The sequence below is a fragment of the Pseudoalteromonas sp. NZS71 genome (assembly GCF_015864715.1).
Lineage (GTDB): Bacteria > Pseudomonadota > Gammaproteobacteria > Enterobacterales > Alteromonadaceae > Pseudoalteromonas > Pseudoalteromonas arctica.
On record NZ_JADYWS010000003.1, the window covers coordinates 66,191 to 84,651 of the forward strand.

The following is an 18,461-nucleotide window of genomic DNA, read 5'->3' on the forward strand; positions in this document are numbered from 1 at the left end:
TTAACCTTTTATATTTAATAATGTACGCCATTTCACTTCTATGTGACTCCACTCAAATTTTTCTACTGAGCACATGATTACTGACTTAGAAAAGCTGTAGTTTCCCTTAAGATAAAGTTCTAAAATACTAGCTAGTTTATCCGAGTTAAGATGTTTGGCTAGAAGACCATTATGTCCATGCTTAATGACCTGTGAAAATGTAAGATTATCCCAAGCTAGCACAGGCACACCAGACATCAAAGCCTCTATAAGAGAATTACTTACTCCACTGCCACCACTAACATTAATGACCAAGTCAGCTAAATCATAATAATCATTAACATTTGCTTTTTGACCTAAAAAGATAGGTTGAATATCAAGAGCGCTCGATTTAATTTGATAATGCTCTATCTGGCCTTTGCCAATAAAAACTAAAGCCGAATTTTCTTTTAAATGTTGTGGAAGGAGTGAAAAAGCTTCTATAATATAATCAATTCCTTTTATTGGTCTAACAGTACCAACATGAAGGATTATTTTTAAACCTTGGTCTCGGAGGATTTGTATTGTATTTATATCATTATCTAGAGTTGATACCCTAGCTGAATAGTCAGTCGCCACCCCATTAGGGATTACTTCACTAGTGAGGCTATAGAAGTTACTTAAATACTTTTGAGTATCCCAACCATTTGCAACAATTTTATCTACGAATAATAGCCCTAAGTGTTCGGCATATTTCACAGCAATTTGAAAAACTTTATGTTTTTTAAGATCAATCGCATCTTGAGCAATATTACCACGTACAGAACAAATTACCTTGCCTTTAAATCGAGTAAGTATTCTCATTAAGGCAATAGGAATAAGCGCAGGTATAGTCGATAAAGCTAGTATTGTATCAGTTTTAATAACTTCTTTTCGTAATATTTTATAAACCTGCCATGCCCATTTTAGCATTGTCATATAACTATTAAATGTTCCGATATATATAATTTCAACATTTTTTAACTGTTGAATTTGAAAGACCGGATTAGGCTTGCCTATGGGACTAGGGCAATATATTACAATATTAACATCATCTTCATTTAATGAAGAAAGTAAGTTATTTAACCAGGTATCTATACCACCAGAAATAAAAGGAAAAGGAGCTATGTGGATTATCCTAACTGTTTTTTTCATCATATTCTTCATTATATTTATTAGGCTTAATAATACATGGGTTACCAAAACACAAAGAGAATTCAGGTACATTTTTAGTCACAACTGTACCTGAAGCTATAATTGAGCCTTTGCCGATCTTTACTCCTTTCATAATCATTACTTGGCGTCCAATCCAAACATTATCTTCAATAATAACTGGCGCTTGTCGAGCATGCTCCCAGTGCCATAATGGACCATTATGATCGCTCCTAGACATATCTGAGCGTGCTGAAACACTAGTAGGGTGAGAATCATTATCTGTAATAATTACGTTATTACTAATAATCACTTCATTCCCAATATCAATCTGACAAGCTGACTCTATAATGGTTCCAAACCGAATAGTAGAGCAGCGTCCTATTTTTACTTTTCCATTAGGCCCGTTAACAATTCGCCCGTAGAAACTACTATAATCACTAATAATTATGCTTTGTTTATCGGCTCTATTAGATATTTTTGCCGCATAACCGATAGAAGTATTAGAGTATATTTGCGCAATTTTCGATAGCTTTTTTTTATTAAGATAAGATAGTAGCTTAATAACAAATGATTTTATCATAGTTAGTAATTCATCAGTTCATTTAAGATCGACTCAGCAGCATCTGCATTACCATAAAAGTTCTGACCAAAAGTAGAGCTTATTTCTTCGCTACGTAAAATTTTAAGAGACTCATCAAGAATTTTTGTAGTATCGGTACCAACAATAATATTCGCACCAACATCAACCAGTTCTGTCCACTCAGTTTCTTCACGTATGATTAAGCAATGTTTGTTGAAAAAATATGCTTCTTTCTGAACTCCACCACTGTCTGAGGTAATAAATTTACAACGCTCTAGTAGGTATATCATTTCCAAATAACCTACAGGCTCAATAATCTCGACATCTAAAGTTAATTTAGCTTTAGCTAAAATGTTGCGAGTTCTTGGATGGAGCGGCAATACTACAGGTATATAACTATGCAGTTTATTCAAAGCATTTACAATATTGGTTAGCTTTTCGATATTGTCGGTGTTTTCTGCTCTATGGATTGTAGCTAAAACAAAGCTTTGAGTAATGCTTTCACTTAAGTGAGTAGGTTTTTTAGCTTTAGCCCTATAAAACTTTGCCGCATCAAGCATCACATCACCAATGTTCAGCATTTTAGTTTCAGTAGCTTTATAACCTTCTTTCTCTAGGTTAGCCAATGCACTTTCCGTTGGGCAGAATAAAATGCTACTTAAACGATCAGTTAAAATACGATTTTGTTCTTCTGGCATTTGCATGTTAAATGAACGCAAACCCGCTTCAACGTGCGCCACCTTGATATGTAATTTAGAGGCTGCTAATGCGCCTGCTAAAGTTGAATTAGTATCACCATACACTAATACCCAATCTGGTGTTTCTTTTTGGATAAGTTTTTCAATTTCTTCTAACATGCGACCAGTCATGGCACCATGTGAGAGTGAAGCAATATTAAGTTGATAATCAGGCTTCGGAATTCCCATTTCTTCGAAGAAAACATCACTCATGTTTGTATCAAAGTGCTGTCCTGTGTGTACAATAACCTCAGTTACATTATCAAGTTCAGCTACTACTCGACTGACGGTCGCGGCTTTAATGAACTGTGGACGCGCACCAATAATAGTTAATATTTTCATAAAACCTTCTTATATAAAATAAATTGATATAGTGTTTGTATTGTTTTCCGATAGCAATATAAACTAAGAATTAAAAACATTAACCAGATCAATTTCAAAAGTTCATTTTCGACTTGCATATAAAACAAACTTAAAAGTGATAACGTCATACACAACGTTGAGAATAAATATATTTTAAAAACAGGAAATTTACGCCAATAAATCCTAGAGTAAAAAGTTTTAAAAATAAAATAAAGCCAGAATGATACCAATGTAGATGCTGCGGCTCCTTTTGCGCCATAAGTTGGTATGAGGAGGTAATTCATTAAAATATTTAATAATAGTGAAATGAAAGCAGAATAAAAATTTAAATAAGTTCTTTTTGTAACATTTATCCCTATTCCTGTGGCTTCTGCTAAAGTTAGGAAAAGAGGGAAGCCGACACAAGCAATTGCAAGTACGTAGACAGAATGGTAATTAGATGGAATAAAGTAATTAACAAATTCTGATAATAAACCCATAATGCAAAACCCTACTATTACTAGGAATGAGATAATAGAATTGATACTATCGACTTTAGATAAATCCCTTTTTTGATGAACCCAATTATAAACAGTTGGTGCCCAAAGGGTCTGAAAAAGAGTCTTTAATATCATTGCTGCACTAGAGATGCTCATTGCTACTGAATATAATGCAAGCTCTTCAAGAGAAGCTAATTTAGCAATAAAAAATCTATCAACTGCTGTTAGTGCCCAATAAACTAATCCAGAAAAAGCTAATGGAAGACCGTACTTAGCTAACTTTATAAACTCTATTTTAGATAGAGCATCTACCTTTGATCCTTTCCAATAATGAATAGTTTTATGGAAGAAATATACTAGCGATAAAAGTAAAGATGCAGCACTCAATATAATCAAGTCTTTGAACTCCAAGCTTGTATTGAGGCTGTAATATAATGCAATAACTAACATTATAAAAAACAGTTTTGGGATCAACTGGCTAATTGAATAGCTCACTGGCTTATTGTCTAATCTAAGGAATAGTGTTATGTATCTATAAAAATAAGTTGATGTAACACCAACAAATATTACTAATAACATACCAAAATCAATCTCAACGGGGAAAAGAAATTTGTACAAACAGCTAACAAGAATAAAAAATACCATCAAGACTACAGTACCAGGTATAAAACAGTTTATAAGTAGCTTACTCCTGTCAGATGATGAGTGGTAATCACGTATATAAGACTGATCTAAGCCTAAACTGCAAATTATCAAAGAAAAACCTACAAACAAATTGTATAAAGAGAAAATACCAATATCTTTTTGGGGGATAATCCAAGTTAACAATGGCAAACTCAACATACCTAGAAATGCAGCTCCAAAAGGTCCTATTGAGTACTTTAAAATTGTAGTAACATTCATATTATAAACTCTATCTAATTTTTTCAGAAACTATGTTGAGCATAACCTCCTTCAATTTATTAATCACGGCATCTTCACTAAAGCGAGTTGCGCAGTCTTTTTTTATCAGTTCTGATTTAAACCTATGTTTTTCTGAATATATTTTTCTCATACCTTCAGATAAAGAACTACTGCACCCGTTGTCCACTAAAAGACCATTTAGAGAGTTTATTATTGACTCTGGCCCGCCACATCTAGTTGCAACTACGGGAATACCAATAGCTAAGGCTTCAATACACACAATACTGAATGTTTCGAAATAACTAGATACAATTAAAGATGAGGCGCGTTTCATTTGTGCTAGCACTTCATCTCGAGAAAGAGCCCCTGTAAATGTAACTTGATCAGACAAGTTAAACTGTTGTACAAGTACCTCTAATAACTCGCGCTCCGGACCATCACCACAAACGGTTAGGAACACATTTGAATCCCCTTTAAATTCATTAGCAAAGGCTTCTAATAAAAGAGCTGTTCCTTTATTTTTATCAAGATTAGCAACATGGATAAAGTTATAATTTACCGTATTGCTTGGTTCAGACTCTAAAAATGCTCTATTAACGATGTTTGGTAAGTAACTCCATTTAAGCTCAGCGGATTTAGAAGATAAAAAATCAACTTGAGCTTGACTTACAGCAAACCGATGACTTGCTTCATTAGTAAAACTTAAAGCCCACTTCAATTCACTGGGAGAGAAGCGACCTCTTATAAATGCGCTACTATGCTCAGTCACTATAAAAGGTATATTATACTTACTTTTTAGTTGTTTAGCTAATATGCAGGCATTTAGCATTGATTGCGCCTGCACAATATCTGGCATCCCATACTTCGAGATATATTGCTTAAATAAGCGCATCCCCCAAGCAGCCCAAAGATATGAACTTGTCTTTTGTATCTTCGGGGTCCAATTAAATGTATTGCACTGAAGTACATTTACACCGCAATCGTTATAAGAAAACTCTTTATAAAAAGAAAAACCTGCAAAGCGAATCTTATTTATTGATTGGATATTCGGATAAATAACTCCAACCTTAACCCCCTGATTATTCAGCGCTATCGCTTGCTCTCTAAAAAAGCTTCCAAAGTTATCACCTTTAATCCTAGGGTACCAAGATGGTATAATAAGTACATGCATAGTAAGTTACTAATTATTATAAATAAGGATGCATTGGCAAGCTGAAGACCTGGCCTGCCAGTTTGCTTGCAATAGGAAAATCATCATCTGAGTAGCACAAACCTTCAAAAGCCGTTTGTTGATGCATACATGTCCCATAATAAACTATAGTCGGTATGCCTTGCTCTTTATACTTCGCCATTTCTACATCTCTAAAATCAGAAACTAATGTATATTGTGCCCATGAGCTTACATAGCCTTCTGGTACTTGAGGTGTTTTATATTTACCTGCTAGTGCTCTTTCATAATTGTCAGCGGCCTTATTACGGTTAATAAGTTCAGTAGGGAATTCTGCTAGCTTTTCGAGTAATATGGCTGCTTGAATCGTATCTAAACGGCTATTCATACCAATACGGATATTATCGTATTTATCTTTACCTTTACCGTGCACACGGTATGATTTTAGTAGTTCAGCGTATTCGTCATTATCTGTGAAAATTGCACCACCATCACCATAACAGCCCAGTGGTTTAGCTGGAAAAAAACTAGTTGTGGCTATATCACCAAAACTACCAGCACGCTTTCCATCAATACTGCCACCAAACCCTTGCGCTGCATCTTCAACCAGTTTTAAATTGTACTTGTCTGCAATTTGTTGAATTTCTGGGTAGTTCGCTGGTAAGCCAAATAAATCAACAGCAATAATTGCTTTAGGGATTAATTTACCTTCCGCAATCGTTGCTTGAATACGTTTTTCTAGGTCAATTGGGCAAATGTTAAATGTTGCTTCATCTGAATCAACGAACACAGGCGTTGCGCCTTCAAACGCGATAACTTCTGCTGTTGCAAAAAAAGTAAAGGTGGGGCAAAAAACAGCGTCGCCTGGTTTAATATCAAGTACCATCATGGCAAGTGTAAGTGCATCAGTACCATTTCCACAGGTAATGGCATGTTTAACACCCACATATTTTGCAAGCTCTTCTTCAAGCTCTTGTACTTCTGGCCCCATGATATAGTGCCCGTGGTCTAAAACTGCTTTAATTCGCGCGTCTATTTTTGTTTTTAGGTGCTGGTATTGCGCCGCTAAATCTATAAATTGTATCGTCATTTTAAATTCTTTAAATTAGGGGGGGATTTCCAATTTGTATAAGCTTATTAAATAGCAACCACCAAACACTAAAGGCCTAGTGATTTTGAGGGGGAAAGCCCAACTTATTAATAACTGGCGATGTGTACATGCAAGTGTGTGCTATTTTATCAACAACACATCCTCTTCTAAAACATACTCTTCACCGGTGTGTTCACACGAGGTACGTGCATTCCCGGTCAATGGCAAGTCTAGTTGCTCACCATATTTACTTATCCAGCCAATTTGCTTGGCAGGTACACCAACCATCAATGCAAACGCAGGTACATTTTTATTTATAACGGCACCTGCACCCACTAATGAATACTCACCTATTGTAACACCACACACAATGGTGCAATTAGCACCCAATGTTGCGCCTTTTTTTACTAATGTATCGCGGTATTCTGTTTTTCGCTCAATGAATGACCGTGGGTTATATACATTGGTAAATACCATGCTTGGCCCACAAAACACATCATCTTCAATATGCACGTTATCGTAAACTGATACGTTATTTTGTATCTTTACGTTATTTCCGATTGTAACCTTGTTACCGACAAATACATTTTGCCCTAAAGAGCAACCGTCACCAATTTGAGCACCACTGCACACATGCACAAAATGCCAAACTCGTGTGTCAGAGCCTATTTTTGCGCCGTCATCAACAATAGCGCTTTCATGCACATGATAATTCATGGTTATAACACCTTTGAAAGTAATGGATGGGCTTTACTACCCGCTTGAGCTAAAGGCATCTCACGGATTTTTTCGACTGTCTCAATTGCAACGCGGTTTTCATCAATACCAAAACCATTACCGGCTAAAATATTTTGATAGCTCTGCGTGTGTAAGTCTGTAAACCCACCAGAGAACTCAAGCTCTTCGGTATTATTTCCATCATTAATTGTAATACTACGATAGGTGAGCTTTTCACCCTTAACCGCATTTTCAGGTAAGTTATTAGAATCAATAGACAGAAACCACTTAACACGGGCGCGCTCATATTCAAGATAACCACTAGCCGTTTGTTCATCTTTAAAGTGAACTTCGTTGTGTTTAAGGTCGCCAAAAATGAAGTGTAGCATATCGTAAAAATGCACCCCGATATTAGTCGCGATACCACCTGATTTATGGTCAAACCCTTTCCACGATTTCATGTACCATTTACCGCGAGATGTCATATACGTTAAATCAACATCAAACACCTTGCCGGCAGGGGCCGCAGCTACTTTTTCTTTCAAAGCGATAATTGAAGGGTGTAGTCTTAATTGCAGAATAGAATTTACGCTTGCGCCATACTTAACTTCATACGCTTTAAGAATATCCATGTCTTCTGAATGCAGTACTAGTGGTTTTTCACAGATTACGTCTATGCCATTTTTAAGGGCGTACTTCATGTGTGGAGCATGCAAGTAGTTAGGGCTACAAATAGCGATATAATCCAGCTTTTGGCCTTTCATCGCACAATCTTCAACAAAAGCAGTAAAGTCTTCAAACTCAGTAAAAAATTCAGCATCAGGGAAGTGGCTATCCATAATACCAACGGAATCATTAATATCCATGGCGACTAACAGATTATGACCTGTTGCTTTAATTGCTTTTAAGTGACGTGGCGCAATGTAACCAGAAGCACCGATAAGAGCGAAATTTTTCATATTAAATCCTTTATTACAATCTGATATCTGAATCTTTAGGGCCGAATACGTGCTTCACATCGTAAAGTACATGTTTTTCTTTACCGAGTTTACGAATCTCTTCAACACCCATATTTTTAAATTCACTGTGGTCAACCGCTAAAACGATACCGTCATAATAGTTCTCTTTAAGAGAGCTAATTAATGATAAGCCATATTCATGTTCAACCTCAGTAGGGTTTGCCCAACCGTCATAAACATCAACACTCATATTAAAGTCTTTTAACTCTTGAACAATGTCGATGATTTTTGTATTACGTACGTCGGGGCAGTCACCTTTAAAAGTAAAACCAAGCACAAGTACTTTTGCCTCATCAACGTGTATTTTTTGACTTGATATTTTCTTAACGAGTTGAGTTGCTACATATTCACCCATACCATCGTTAATACGACGACCGGCTAGAATAACTTCTGGACGGTAACCAACTTCTTGCGCTTTATGAGTTAAGTAGTAAGGGTCAACACTGATACAATGCCCACCTACTAAACCAGGTTTAAACTTTAAGAAGTTCCACTTTGTGCCTGCTGCATTTAATACTTCTTCTGTATCAATACCCAGACGGTTAAATATTTTTGCAAACTCATTCACAATGGCAATATTTAAATCACGTTGCGTGTTTTCTATTACTTTTGCAGCTTCGGCTACTTTTATAGAGCCCGCTAAATGGGTGCCTGCAGTAATTATTGAACCGTATAGATTATTTACAAACTCGCCTGCTTCAGGAGTAGAGCCCGAGGTGATTTTCATTATTTTTGTTAACGTATTTACTTTGTCACCTGGATTGATACGCTCTGGCGAATAACCTGCAAAAAAGTCTTGATTGAACACAAGACCTGATACTTTTTCAATGATAGGCAAACACACTTCCTCTGTTGCACCTGGGTATACTGTCGATTCATAAATAACAATATCACCTTTTTTAACAAACTCACCAAGTAGCTCAGATGCTTTACGAAGTGGTGTTAAATCTGGGGCATTACAGTCATCAATAGGAGTGGGTACTGTTACAATATATACATTGCATTCTGCTAATTCTTGCTTATTGCAAGAGAAGGTTAGGTTTTTCACATCAGCAAGCTCGTTATCGCTTACTTCTAACGTTGAGTCATGACCGCCTTGCAATGCGTCAACACGGCTTTGGTTAATATCAAACCCTAAAACAGAGTACTTTTTACCAAACTCAACTGCTAATGGAAGGCCTACATAACCTAAACCTATGATGCCAATTTTTAGGTCCGTTAATGAATCGTGCATAATTATACTCTCTTTGTTTGGTTGTAGAGCTTCGAGCTTTGAACTGCGAGCTTCGTAAAAGTTAAATTTAAAATTGGTTTCATATTAAAACGTGCAGTAAAAAACGAGTATTTAGAGATATACTCGTGGCTAAAAAGCACGTTTAAAAATCTATTTCGGGTAGTTTGCCATTAATTTTTTGATGGTAAAAACGGACTGAATTTACTAAATCAGTCCGCAATAGCTCACCACAAAATTGTATTTTAGCAATTTTATATCTCAGCTTTATTACAACCCACTGAGACACTTTTTTCCATTTTGAGACGGTCAATTTAGACTACCTCATTGTAATTGCTTGTTTTTATACTTTTATTTAAAAGTGCCCAATAGGCCCTGTTTATATTTTAATAAACAGTTAAAAATTATTTATCACTTTTGTATTCGTAGTTGTAGTACCCGTAATAGCCGTATGCATTACTCGCTTTTTTAACTACGCCGTTAAATACTACGCCTTTTACATCTATGCCATTTTGTTCAAAACGATTACGAGTAAGCTCTATTTCGCGTACATGGTTTTGTCCAAAGCGTGTTACAAGTAAAGTAGTGCCTGTATGCGCACTTACAATTGCGGGGTCGGTTACTGCAAGTATTGGAGGCGTATCAATAATTATAATGTCGTAAGCAGCGCTTACTTCTTCAACTAATTTACTAAAGTTACTATGCATTAATAGCTCAGAAGGGTTTGGCGGTATTTGACCGCGCGTTATAACACTTAAACCTTCAACCTTAGTTGGCTTAGTAACTTGCTCTAGGTTTAAACGACCTGATAGGTAGTCACTTAAGCCATCGTCCCACTTTAAACCAAACTGAGTTTGTAAGTAGCCTTTACGCATATCGGCATCAATAATCAGTACTTTTTTACCGCTTTGTGCAAGCACACTTGCTAAGTTGACCGATATAAACGATTTACCCACACTTGGGCTTGGGCCCGATATAGCAATAATGTTGTTTTTAGCTTCCATCATCGCAAAGTGCAGGCTCGTACGCAAACTACGTAATGCCTCTATAGCTAGGTCGGCTGGGTTATCTAGCGCTAATATACTTTTAGGTTTATTAACTTTGTTTTTACGGGCTCGCTCGGCAAAGCCACTTAGTTTATCTTGATAATCAGAGTGCGGTACACTTGCGTATACAGGTAGGCCTAGTGCTTCAATTTCTGCTGGGTCTTCCACCCCTTTATGCATTGCTTTTTGTATAAGCACTATAGCCACAGCTAACATGCCGCCTAGCATAGTGGCCATTACCACTATTAATGCTTTTTTAGGTTTAACGGGCTTACTGGTATTTACCTCGGCGTAGTCAATAATACGCACGTTACCTACAGTACCTGCGCGAACGATATCAAGCTCTTGTGTTTTACTAAGCAACAATGTGTAAATTTGGTTACTTACCTCAACATCGCGCTTTAAACGTAGTAGCTCTTGTTGAGTTTCTGGTAGGTTACCTACCTCACCAACTAGCTCTTGCTTTTGGCTTTCAACCGCTTGAATTTGTTCAAGCATACCTTGGTATGTTGGGTGGTCTTTTTTGAACTTACGGCCAAGCTCTAAGCGTTTTAGGTTTAGCTCTTGTAACTTGGTTTCGAGCTTTACAACTTGCTCAAGCACGCCTTGGGTCTCAAGTGTTATGTTTATTGATTGGCGTTTAATTTGGTAGTCGTTAAAGCGTTGCTCTGCGTATTCAAGCTGTTTTTTAATTTCAGGTAATTGTACTTCTAAAAATTCAAGCGACTTTTGTGCTTCGGCGCTATTACGCTCTACATTTCGGCGTACATAAATAGCCGCCACTTTATCAAGCACTTTTTCAGCATAGCTAGGTTTTGTACTTTCTAGACTTAAATTAATTATACCTGAATCTTTACCTTTTTCGCTTGCGCCAATTGCAGCCTGCAAATCTAAAATAGTATTAAGGCGATCTTTACGGGTAATTGTAAACTCTGTACCAAGGCGGGCATTTAAAGTACGAATGGTTAAGTTAAATTTACCGTTTGTAAGCTCCTCGCCCACTTTACCAGATAGTATTTGCTCGCCGTCACCATTTAAAAGTGCAAGGCTATTGTTAGCTTGTGCTACCAAAGTAAATGTTTGATTTACTGCTGTACGTGGTACATCAAACCTAAATACATTTATGCTCTCACCGCCCCATGCGTAACTGTTAGCACCAAAGCTTGGTTCTGCTAAGTCGCCATCTTCCACTGGGGTGAATTTACGATAAGCGCGACTACCTATAAACGGGAATAGTTTAGGCTCTGTTAGTACATCAAGCTTTAAAGTGTCTACTGCCTCACCTATTATACTGCGCGACTTTAGTAGCTCTATTTCGGTTACTGCAGCCGATGTACTTTCAAACATGCCTGCCATATCGTCAAAACCAGGGACTGATGCGCCGCCGTCTTCAACTTGTATCATGGCTGTTGCTTGGTAAACAGGAGTACTTAATACTGCATAAACAACACCTACAAACATAAATAGCGCAGTTACGGTTACTATAAAATATTTGCGATCGAGCAATGCGCCCAGTAGCGCCATTAAATCAATTTCTTGCGTTGGTTGTGTATTATTAGTGCTTTTATTGTTAGCGTTACTAGCGCTGTTATTCGGCTGGGTATTCATTAAATTAGCCATTCCTTATAAATACTTTTGCCAAGCGCTACACGCGCTGTCGATTAATGTATAAACGTGTTCAAAAGCCTCTTGGCTTTGGCGGTACGGGTCTGGTATTTCAGCGTTATTAATCCACTTACCGAGTAAAAACGTTTTACCGCGCGCCTCTGGATAGCGAGCGTGTACGTCGTTTAAATGGCGTTCTTCCATTACGAGTATTACGCTGTTTTGCGCAACTAAGCTTGATGTAAGCTGCTGGCCTTGGTGGGCATCCATATTAACGCCATGTGCGAGCGCTATTTGTTTTGCTTTTGCATCTGCTGGTTTGCCTTCAAGTGCTGTTAACCCAGCAGACGATACTTTAATATTTTTGCCTTCAAGCTTTTGCTTTAAAACATACTCACCTGTTGGGCTGCGGCAAATGTTGCCTGCACACACTACTAAAACTGAATCAAACATTTTTAAAAACCCTTAGTTTGATGAAATATCGTCTAGGCTATCAACCGATGCTACCGACGGTAATAATAAACTTATTACACGGTTCCAACGGGCAAGTGGTGCCGATGTTACATATACAATATCGCGCGGTTGTAGCTCAAACTGCTCAGCTAATACCATTGCTGCTATATTTTTAGCGTGTAATTGGTATACGTTTGCAATAATACCAGTTTGCTCTACGTCACTTTTACGCAGTACAAATACGCCATTAGCATCGGCTGTTGCTTCATTTAAACCGCCTGAGTCGCTTAGCGCTTCGGCCAAGTTTAAACCATAACGGTTAAGCGTTACTGAACCTGCTTTTTTAACATCACCTAATACAAATATTTTTTGTGCATCGTTACGATTTACGTGCACTATGTCGCCATGTTGTAATAAACGGTTTTGCGAAATGTCACCATGGGCATAAAAGTCATCAAGTTTAATAACTTCTGTTTTGTCGCCACGGGTAAATGTTACTGTGCGCCAATCGGCAGCTTCTGTTAAACCGCCTGCTTGGTTTAAGGCATCAATAAGGGTAAGTGGAATTTCGGTTACTGGGTATACACCAGGTTGTTTTACTTCGCCGGTAACGTAGGTTTTTTGGCTTCTAAAGCCAACTACTTTTACGTCCACTTGAGGGTCTTCTATTACTCGGCTTAGGCGTTTTACAAGCTCATTGCGTACTTGGCTTATTGTTTTACCTGCTGCGGGTATATTTGGTGCGTAGGCGTAAGTAATGGTGCCGTCTCGTTGTACTCTAAAGCCGTCAAATTCTGCGGTACGTTGTACTGCTGCCGGTATTGTTAGCTCTGGATGATCCCATACGCCTATGGTTAGTACGTCGCCAACACCTAGTTTGTATTCGTAATTACTTACGTTTAAACCATCGGTGCTTGAAATTGGTTTAGCTGCTATACGCGCTTGATTTTGTTTATTTATTAGTAGCGAGTCGATTATTTGAATGTTTACTTTTTCGAGATCTTGTTCGAGGTTTTGTGTTTGCTCGCCTGAGTCTATACCTTCAAAGTGGCTGCCTGGTACTATTGTACAGCCGGTCATGCTTAGTATTGCGAGTATTGATGCGAGTGATTTACAGCTTAACGCCATTGTAGAATCCCAAAATTATTTTAAATATTGCACTTACTCACCAACCTTGGTGAGCACTTGTATTTTTAGCTGGCTAATTAAAGCATGAGCCCTATTGTGAAGCAATAGGCTATGGTTTGTAAAAGCTTTGTTACTTAGTTTTTAATTAGCACTGAAATTATATCAGTATTTTCATAAGGCCTTTATGAATAAATTTAATTGATAGCCGTTTTTAGTAAAACACTTAACGCATTCATCACCAATTGTACAAAGAGAAGTGAATGAGGAGCCATTTAAACAAGTACTTGTGGCTGTTTACTTCCCTAAAGCGCAGTGCGCTCGACCTCTTTGTGAATAACCCTTATTACGAGCTTTGCTCGTCACGCCAGCAAGCTGTGCGTCTACAAAGTAACTTAACCACGGTGTTAAACTTTGCCGCTGGGCTTTCACTTAAAAGCACAGCGCCCTCGACCTCTTCAGATTAACCACTTAAAGCTTTATTGCACAAAGAGAAGCGAATGAGGAGTAAATGAGAAGACATTTAAACAAGTACTTTAGGCTGTTTACTTATCTAAAGCGCAGTGCCCTCTTAACCTCTTTGTGAAGAAGTTCTATTAAGAGCTTTGCTCGTCACGCCAGCAAGCTGCACGTCTACAAGTGAAATTAACAACGGTGTTTTAAGTGCTTTAGGCACGCTTCCGCCCTTAGGTTACAGTTCCTACTTACTGATATAAAACTATTTTTTCGCGGCATAAAGCCGCTGCTACGTTTTTTTCGCGGTGTAAAACCGCTGCTACGTTTTTAATTAACGCGGTGTAAAAGCCGCTGCTACGTTTTTAGTTATTATTGCTTAATATCTTTATTATCTACACTTACTTCAATTTTTTGATTAAGTAAGTTAATTAGTAAAATACTGCGCAAGTCGCCATCGGGCTCTTTGTATATTGCTTGTATATTACTGAATGAATCGTTGTTAACACTTACTACATCACCTGTTTTTGGTATTTTTGATTCTATAGTATGTGCACGTTCATTTTTTAGCTGGTCAATTATGTGCTTAGAAACCAACTGATAATTTGATCCATAAGAAACAAAACCGCCTATTCCACGGGTGTTTTTTACAGAAGAAAAATTACCATTTTTTGATTCAAGGCATACAAATAAATAATTAGGGAATAAAGCAGTGTGTTTGACGGTCCGACGACCTTTAACCAACCTTTCGGTAGTTAATTTGGGGTAAAACGCTTCAATCCCTTGATTTTGCAAGTTAGTTTTGGCTCGTTCTTCTTGCTTTGGTTTGCATACGACTAAATACCAACATTCCATAGTAGCCCTTAATACATAACTAAATTGCAAAAAATACAATTCCAAACTAAACAGCGGCGACATTATAGCCAACATAGAGTGCCTATGTAAATACGCCTTAGTGGTTAATAGCCACTCACATTAGTAAACAATGTTATTGAATTTAAGAGAAATAAAGGCTTTAACGCTGGTTTAGCGCTTATAAAGCAATGTTTAGAGCAAGCTAAACAAAAGTTTAGGAAAAGGTAATAAATTTATTAAAAACCTGAATTTATATGATCTAAAAATTAATATTTAAGTAAGAGCCCAAAGTAATAAAATAATAAAAGCGCGAAATAAATTCGCACCTACAGGTTGGTTCATATTTGTAGGTGAGGTTATTAATTTAGCTCAAGCGCTATAACCTTGAATATTTGTGGCTTTGCTTCTACCTTAAAATTCAATGTAACAAATTGATAACAAGGAAGTGCAATGCAAATACTTCATCATGGTGCGGTTAATGGAGTTACCGGTTCGTGCCACGAACTGGTAATTAACGAGCAAACAAGCGTGCTTGTTGATTGCGGGTTATTTCAGGGTGAGGACTCTAAAGCCGACCTTTCAATTGAATTTGATATTACCCATGTTACTGCGCTTATTGTTACCCATTGCCATATTGACCATGTTGGTCGAATTCCTTACTTGTTAGCAGCCGGTTTTAAAGGCCCTATTTTTACAAGTATTGCATCGGCCAGTTTATTACCTTTAGTAATTGAAGACGCTTTAAAAGTGGGTGTAACCCGCGACCCTAAAATTATAGCTGCCTGCTTAAGCTTATTAAATAAACGCATAGTTGCTGTTGATTATAAAACGTGGTTTGAACTGCCTTGCAAAGCGCCCGATAAAGCTAAGGCGAGGTTTCAGCGTGCTGGGCATATATTAGGTTCTGCCTACGTTGAAATTGACGTTACAAATAATGATAACAACAAACATCGCGTTGTATTTTCAGGAGACTTAGGCGCGCCGTATACCCCACTACTCCCTTCACCTAAGCCGCCTTATAAAGCCGACACTCTAGTTATTGAATCAACCTACGGCGATAAAAATCACCAAGGCCGTAAAGAGCGTACAAAAACGCTAAAAAACATTATTGAACGCGCCGTAGCCGACAACGGCGTTGTTTTAGTTCCTGCTTTTAGTATTGGCCGCACACAAGAGCTACTATATGAGCTTGAGCAACTCATACATGGCTCATCTAAAAAGTCTAAGTGGCGAGACATTCACGTAATACTCGACTCCCCCATGGCAGCTAATTTTACTGAGCAATACAAAAACTTTAAGCACCTATGGGATAGCGAAGCCAAACGCAAAGTTGCAAATGGTAGGCACCCGCTCGATTTTAAAAACCTAACTACGGTTGATACACACAAGGAGCACTTGGCTGTTATTAACTATTTAAGTAGGCGGCAAACACCAGCAATAATATTAGCGGCAAGCGGTATGTGTACTGGTGGGCGTATAGTTAATTATCTTGAGCGATTTTTAAGTGACAAAACCACCGATGTATTGTTTGTAGGTTACCAAGGAAACAAAACGTTAGGTCGCGAAATTCAAAAATATGGCCCACGTAATGGGTATGTTTTTATAAACGATGCTCGCATTACTATAAAGGCCAAAGTACATACAATTAGTGGATACAGCGCCCATGCAGATCAAAACGGATTAATTAAATTTGTAACAGGTATGCATAAAAAGCCAAGCCATATAAAAATTGTGCATGGCGATAATGATGCAAAAAACGCGTTAGCGAATAAGTACAAAGAAGTTTTAGGTAATGATGTTGAAGTTGAGATAGGTAAATAATAAAGCTTTAATTTAAGAATCACTTAAAGCTGATACGTACATACTTCAAATAGAAGATAATTAAACACTTGTATTTAGACTATTTTTCCTTCAAAAAAGTCATGAGAGTGCAGTCAAATAACTGTTAATAGTGGCTTTGTGAAGTGGTTGAATATTTTATTAGGCTAACTTTAAAAATGTTTACGTATTTATTTGTGGTTAACCTAATTGTAGCAGTCAAAGAAAGTTTGCTAAGACTTAATTCCAGATATTTTTTTGGCAATAAAGTTTTTACTTTCAGAAATTTCATTTTTAAAAAATAACAATAAGCTCAATAATATCAAACACCAATATAACGCAAAATAATTTTGTAAACTGCTACCGTATAATGCATGTATAACAGAACCAAATACCAGTAAAGTTGTATAAATATACATACCCAACCTAGGAATTGCTTTCCAAAAGTAAATAGAAAATTCAGTTCTTAATATAAAAAATACCCAGAAAGAAAAACACGTACTTATAGCGGCGCCAATTGCACCAAACTTTGGAATTAACCAGACGTTTCCTAGCAAGTTAACTCCAAAAGCAACTACAGAAGCAAACATTGAAAATCCGGTGCGGCGGGTAATACCTAGGCCTACGACGCTTGTTTCGGATAGAGTATAAAGCAATGGATATCCTAAACACGGAACTAAAATCCACTGAACCGCTTTGTAATTATCCGGTAGTATAAACGTTACTACCGCAGAGAGTAGGCCAGCCAAACAAAATAAAATGATAACGACTAATAATACATATCGGTTTACTTTAAATATTTTATCAAGGTTTTCATTTGCTGCAGCCCACTTATATACAACGGGAACCCAAACAGTAGAGAAAACACTCTGAATAATGGTCGCAGCGGCAGCAAAACTAACAGCAACAGAGTAAAGCCCTAACTGCTCAAAATTTGAGAGCTCTTTTAATAATATTTTATCTGACGCAGTTAGTCCCCAGAATGCTAAGCTGCCAAAAATTAGTGGCATACCAAAGCTTAAAAGACCTTTTAACTGGCTAAAGTCTAGCTTTTCCTTAAGCCCTGCAATCCACTCCTTTCTTGTATTCCACGCGTATATAAAAAAAACGAGTAATATAGTTGCAACATTGGCTATTACCAGATTGGTAATATTTTTATTAACCGAAAATAAAACATAGCCTAAGATAATAATAATCAAAAGTAGCTTAGGAAGTAGCTGACTCATTGAGTAGGCAAAGCCTTGTTCATTCATTCGTAAAATTAAAGATAAAAACCTAGACATAAAAGCGCTTAAAATAGCTAAAGCTACTAACAGGCTAAGTAATTGGCTATCAACCTCAAATAGCCATAACGAAATTGCATTATCGAAACTAAGTAGTACACATAAGCTAAAAATTAATAAGGTTAAGCCAGGAGAGAATGACGCTTTTAATAGGGCTGGTTTATTACTTACTTCGTGAAATTCACGTACATACGCTTGATCTAGCCCTAAGCTAAAGAAGAGTGTGCAAAAACCTACCACCACATTTAGCATGGCTATACGGCCAATATCTTCTTGGGAAAAAAACCAAGTGATAATTGGCAAACTAACAAAACCTAAAAGAGCACCACCCACAGGGCCCAATGCAAAAGACAGGATTTTTTTGGGGGTCATATTTTTTTCGTT

The 18,461-nt window shown here is 37.3% G+C and carries 15 protein-coding genes; 1 reads left to right on the plus strand and 14 read right to left on the minus strand.

Annotated features, from left to right (window positions below; all coding sequences use genetic code 11):
• From I6E85_RS02575 to rfaH, 13 genes are all read right to left on the minus strand, one after another.
• Positions 1 to 1,155: a glycosyltransferase gene (locus tag I6E85_RS02575; protein ID WP_197236543.1), complete on the minus strand. Its 1,155-nt coding sequence runs from the start codon at positions 1,153 to 1,155 to the stop codon at positions 1 to 3.
• Positions 1,136 to 1,732, minus strand: coding sequence for a DapH/DapD/GlmU-related protein (locus I6E85_RS20900; protein ID WP_231620994.1), 597 nt, complete (start codon positions 1,730 to 1,732; stop codon positions 1,136 to 1,138). Before I6E85_RS20900 ends, I6E85_RS02575 begins: the two co-directional genes overlap by 20 nt.
• 2 nt (positions 1,733 to 1,734) lie before the next feature.
• Complete coding sequence (gene wecB, locus I6E85_RS02585) at positions 1,735 to 2,811, minus strand: non-hydrolyzing UDP-N-acetylglucosamine 2-epimerase (RefSeq protein WP_197236544.1); 1,077 nt, start codon at positions 2,809 to 2,811, stop codon at positions 1,735 to 1,737.
• A complete protein-coding gene (locus tag I6E85_RS02590; RefSeq protein ID WP_197236545.1) occupies positions 2,808 to 4,214 on the minus strand; it encodes a lipopolysaccharide biosynthesis protein in 1,407 nt (468 codons plus the stop codon). The genes wecB and I6E85_RS02590 overlap by 4 nt, the downstream gene beginning before the upstream one ends.
• Before the next feature lie 10 nt (positions 4,215 to 4,224).
• Positions 4,225 to 5,385, minus strand: a complete 1,161-nt coding sequence (locus I6E85_RS02595) for a glycosyltransferase (protein WP_197236546.1) — start codon at positions 5,383 to 5,385, stop codon at positions 4,225 to 4,227.
• A gap of 16 nt (positions 5,386 to 5,401) precedes the next feature.
• Positions 5,402 to 6,466: a DegT/DnrJ/EryC1/StrS aminotransferase family protein gene (locus I6E85_RS02600; protein ID WP_197236600.1), complete on the minus strand. Its 1,065-nt coding sequence runs from the start codon at positions 6,464 to 6,466 to the stop codon at positions 5,402 to 5,404.
• Positions 6,467 to 6,613: 147 nt separating this feature from the next.
• The gene (locus I6E85_RS02605) at positions 6,614 to 7,189 is read right to left on the minus strand and encodes an acyltransferase (protein ID WP_197236547.1); all 576 of its coding nucleotides are present in this window, start codon (positions 7,187 to 7,189) and stop codon (positions 6,614 to 6,616) included.
• Positions 7,190 to 7,191: 2 nt separating this feature from the next.
• On the minus strand, positions 7,192 to 8,148 hold the full coding sequence (locus I6E85_RS02610; protein WP_197236548.1) for a Gfo/Idh/MocA family protein: 957 nt from the start codon (positions 8,146 to 8,148) through the stop codon (positions 7,192 to 7,194).
• Positions 8,149 to 8,161: 13 nt separating this feature from the next.
• Positions 8,162 to 9,442 (minus strand): Vi polysaccharide biosynthesis UDP-N-acetylglucosamine C-6 dehydrogenase TviB, encoded by a 1,281-nt coding sequence (gene tviB / locus I6E85_RS02615; protein WP_197236549.1) that lies wholly within the window; start codon positions 9,440 to 9,442, stop codon positions 8,162 to 8,164.
• A gap of 401 nt (positions 9,443 to 9,843) precedes the next feature.
• Entirely contained in the window at positions 9,844 to 12,093 is a 2,250-nt protein-coding gene (locus tag I6E85_RS02620; RefSeq protein ID WP_197236550.1) for a polysaccharide biosynthesis tyrosine autokinase, read from the minus strand.
• Positions 12,094 to 12,108: 15 nt separating this feature from the next.
• The gene (locus tag I6E85_RS02625) at positions 12,109 to 12,543 is read right to left on the minus strand and encodes a low molecular weight protein-tyrosine-phosphatase (RefSeq protein ID WP_007582278.1); all 435 of its coding nucleotides are present in this window, start codon (positions 12,541 to 12,543) and stop codon (positions 12,109 to 12,111) included.
• 12 nt (positions 12,544 to 12,555) lie between these two features.
• Positions 12,556 to 13,671: a polysaccharide export protein gene (locus tag I6E85_RS02630; protein WP_197236551.1), complete on the minus strand. Its 1,116-nt coding sequence runs from the start codon at positions 13,669 to 13,671 to the stop codon at positions 12,556 to 12,558.
• 822 nt (positions 13,672 to 14,493) lie between these two features.
• The gene (rfaH, locus tag I6E85_RS02635; protein ID WP_197236552.1) at positions 14,494 to 14,976 is read right to left on the minus strand and encodes a transcription/translation regulatory transformer protein RfaH; all 483 of its coding nucleotides are present in this window, start codon (positions 14,974 to 14,976) and stop codon (positions 14,494 to 14,496) included.
• Positions 14,977 to 15,426: 450 nt separating this feature from the next.
• Between rfaH and I6E85_RS02640 the strand changes: the two genes are divergently transcribed.
• Positions 15,427 to 16,797 (plus strand): MBL fold metallo-hydrolase RNA specificity domain-containing protein, encoded by a 1,371-nt coding sequence (locus I6E85_RS02640; RefSeq protein WP_197236553.1) that lies wholly within the window; start codon positions 15,427 to 15,429, stop codon positions 16,795 to 16,797.
• Between the two features lie 230 nt (positions 16,798 to 17,027).
• Here I6E85_RS02640 and I6E85_RS02645 read toward each other — a convergent pair whose 3' ends face one another.
• Positions 17,028 to 18,449 carry a lipopolysaccharide biosynthesis protein gene (locus tag I6E85_RS02645; protein ID WP_197236554.1) on the minus strand — a complete coding sequence of 474 codons (1,422 nt, stop codon included), beginning with the start codon at positions 18,447 to 18,449 and terminating at the stop codon, positions 17,028 to 17,030.
• Positions 18,450 to 18,461 lie beyond the last annotated feature (12 nt).

What these genes read in the sequence shown, in the direction of transcription:
- I6E85_RS02630 (WP_197236551.1), bottom strand. Translation starts at nt 13,671, where the DNA reads ATGGCGTTAAGCTGTAAATCACTCGCATCAATACTCGCAATACTAAGC.
- I6E85_RS02605 (WP_197236547.1), bottom strand. Translation starts at nt 7,189, where the DNA reads ATGAATTATCATGTGCATGAAAGCGCTATTGTTGATGACGGCGCAAAA.
- I6E85_RS02595 (WP_197236546.1), bottom strand. Translation starts at nt 5,385, where the DNA reads ATGCATGTACTTATTATACCATCTTGGTACCCTAGGATTAAAGGTGAT.
- I6E85_RS02625 (WP_007582278.1), bottom strand. Translation starts at nt 12,543, where the DNA reads ATGTTTGATTCAGTTTTAGTAGTGTGTGCAGGCAACATTTGCCGCAGC.
- I6E85_RS02645 (WP_197236554.1), bottom strand. Translation starts at nt 18,449, where the DNA reads ATGACCCCCAAAAAAATCCTGTCTTTTGCATTGGGCCCTGTGGGTGGT.
- I6E85_RS02590 (WP_197236545.1), bottom strand. Translation starts at nt 4,214, where the DNA reads ATGAATGTTACTACAATTTTAAAGTACTCAATAGGACCTTTTGGAGCT.
- I6E85_RS02610 (WP_197236548.1), bottom strand. Translation starts at nt 8,148, where the DNA reads ATGAAAAATTTCGCTCTTATCGGTGCTTCTGGTTACATTGCGCCACGT.
- I6E85_RS02575 (WP_197236543.1), bottom strand. Translation starts at nt 1,155, where the DNA reads ATGATGAAAAAAACAGTTAGGATAATCCACATAGCTCCTTTTCCTTTT.
- tviB (WP_197236549.1), bottom strand. Translation starts at nt 9,442, where the DNA reads ATGCACGATTCATTAACGGACCTAAAAATTGGCATCATAGGTTTAGGT.
- rfaH (WP_197236552.1), bottom strand. Translation starts at nt 14,976, where the DNA reads ATGGAATGTTGGTATTTAGTCGTATGCAAACCAAAGCAAGAAGAACGA.
- I6E85_RS02640 (WP_197236553.1), top strand. Translation starts at nt 15,427, where the DNA reads ATGCAAATACTTCATCATGGTGCGGTTAATGGAGTTACCGGTTCGTGC.
- I6E85_RS20900 (WP_231620994.1), bottom strand. Translation starts at nt 1,732, where the DNA reads ATGATAAAATCATTTGTTATTAAGCTACTATCTTATCTTAATAAAAAA.
- I6E85_RS02620 (WP_197236550.1), bottom strand. Translation starts at nt 12,093, where the DNA reads ATGAATACCCAGCCGAATAACAGCGCTAGTAACGCTAACAATAAAAGC.
- wecB (WP_197236544.1), bottom strand. Translation starts at nt 2,811, where the DNA reads ATGAAAATATTAACTATTATTGGTGCGCGTCCACAGTTCATTAAAGCC.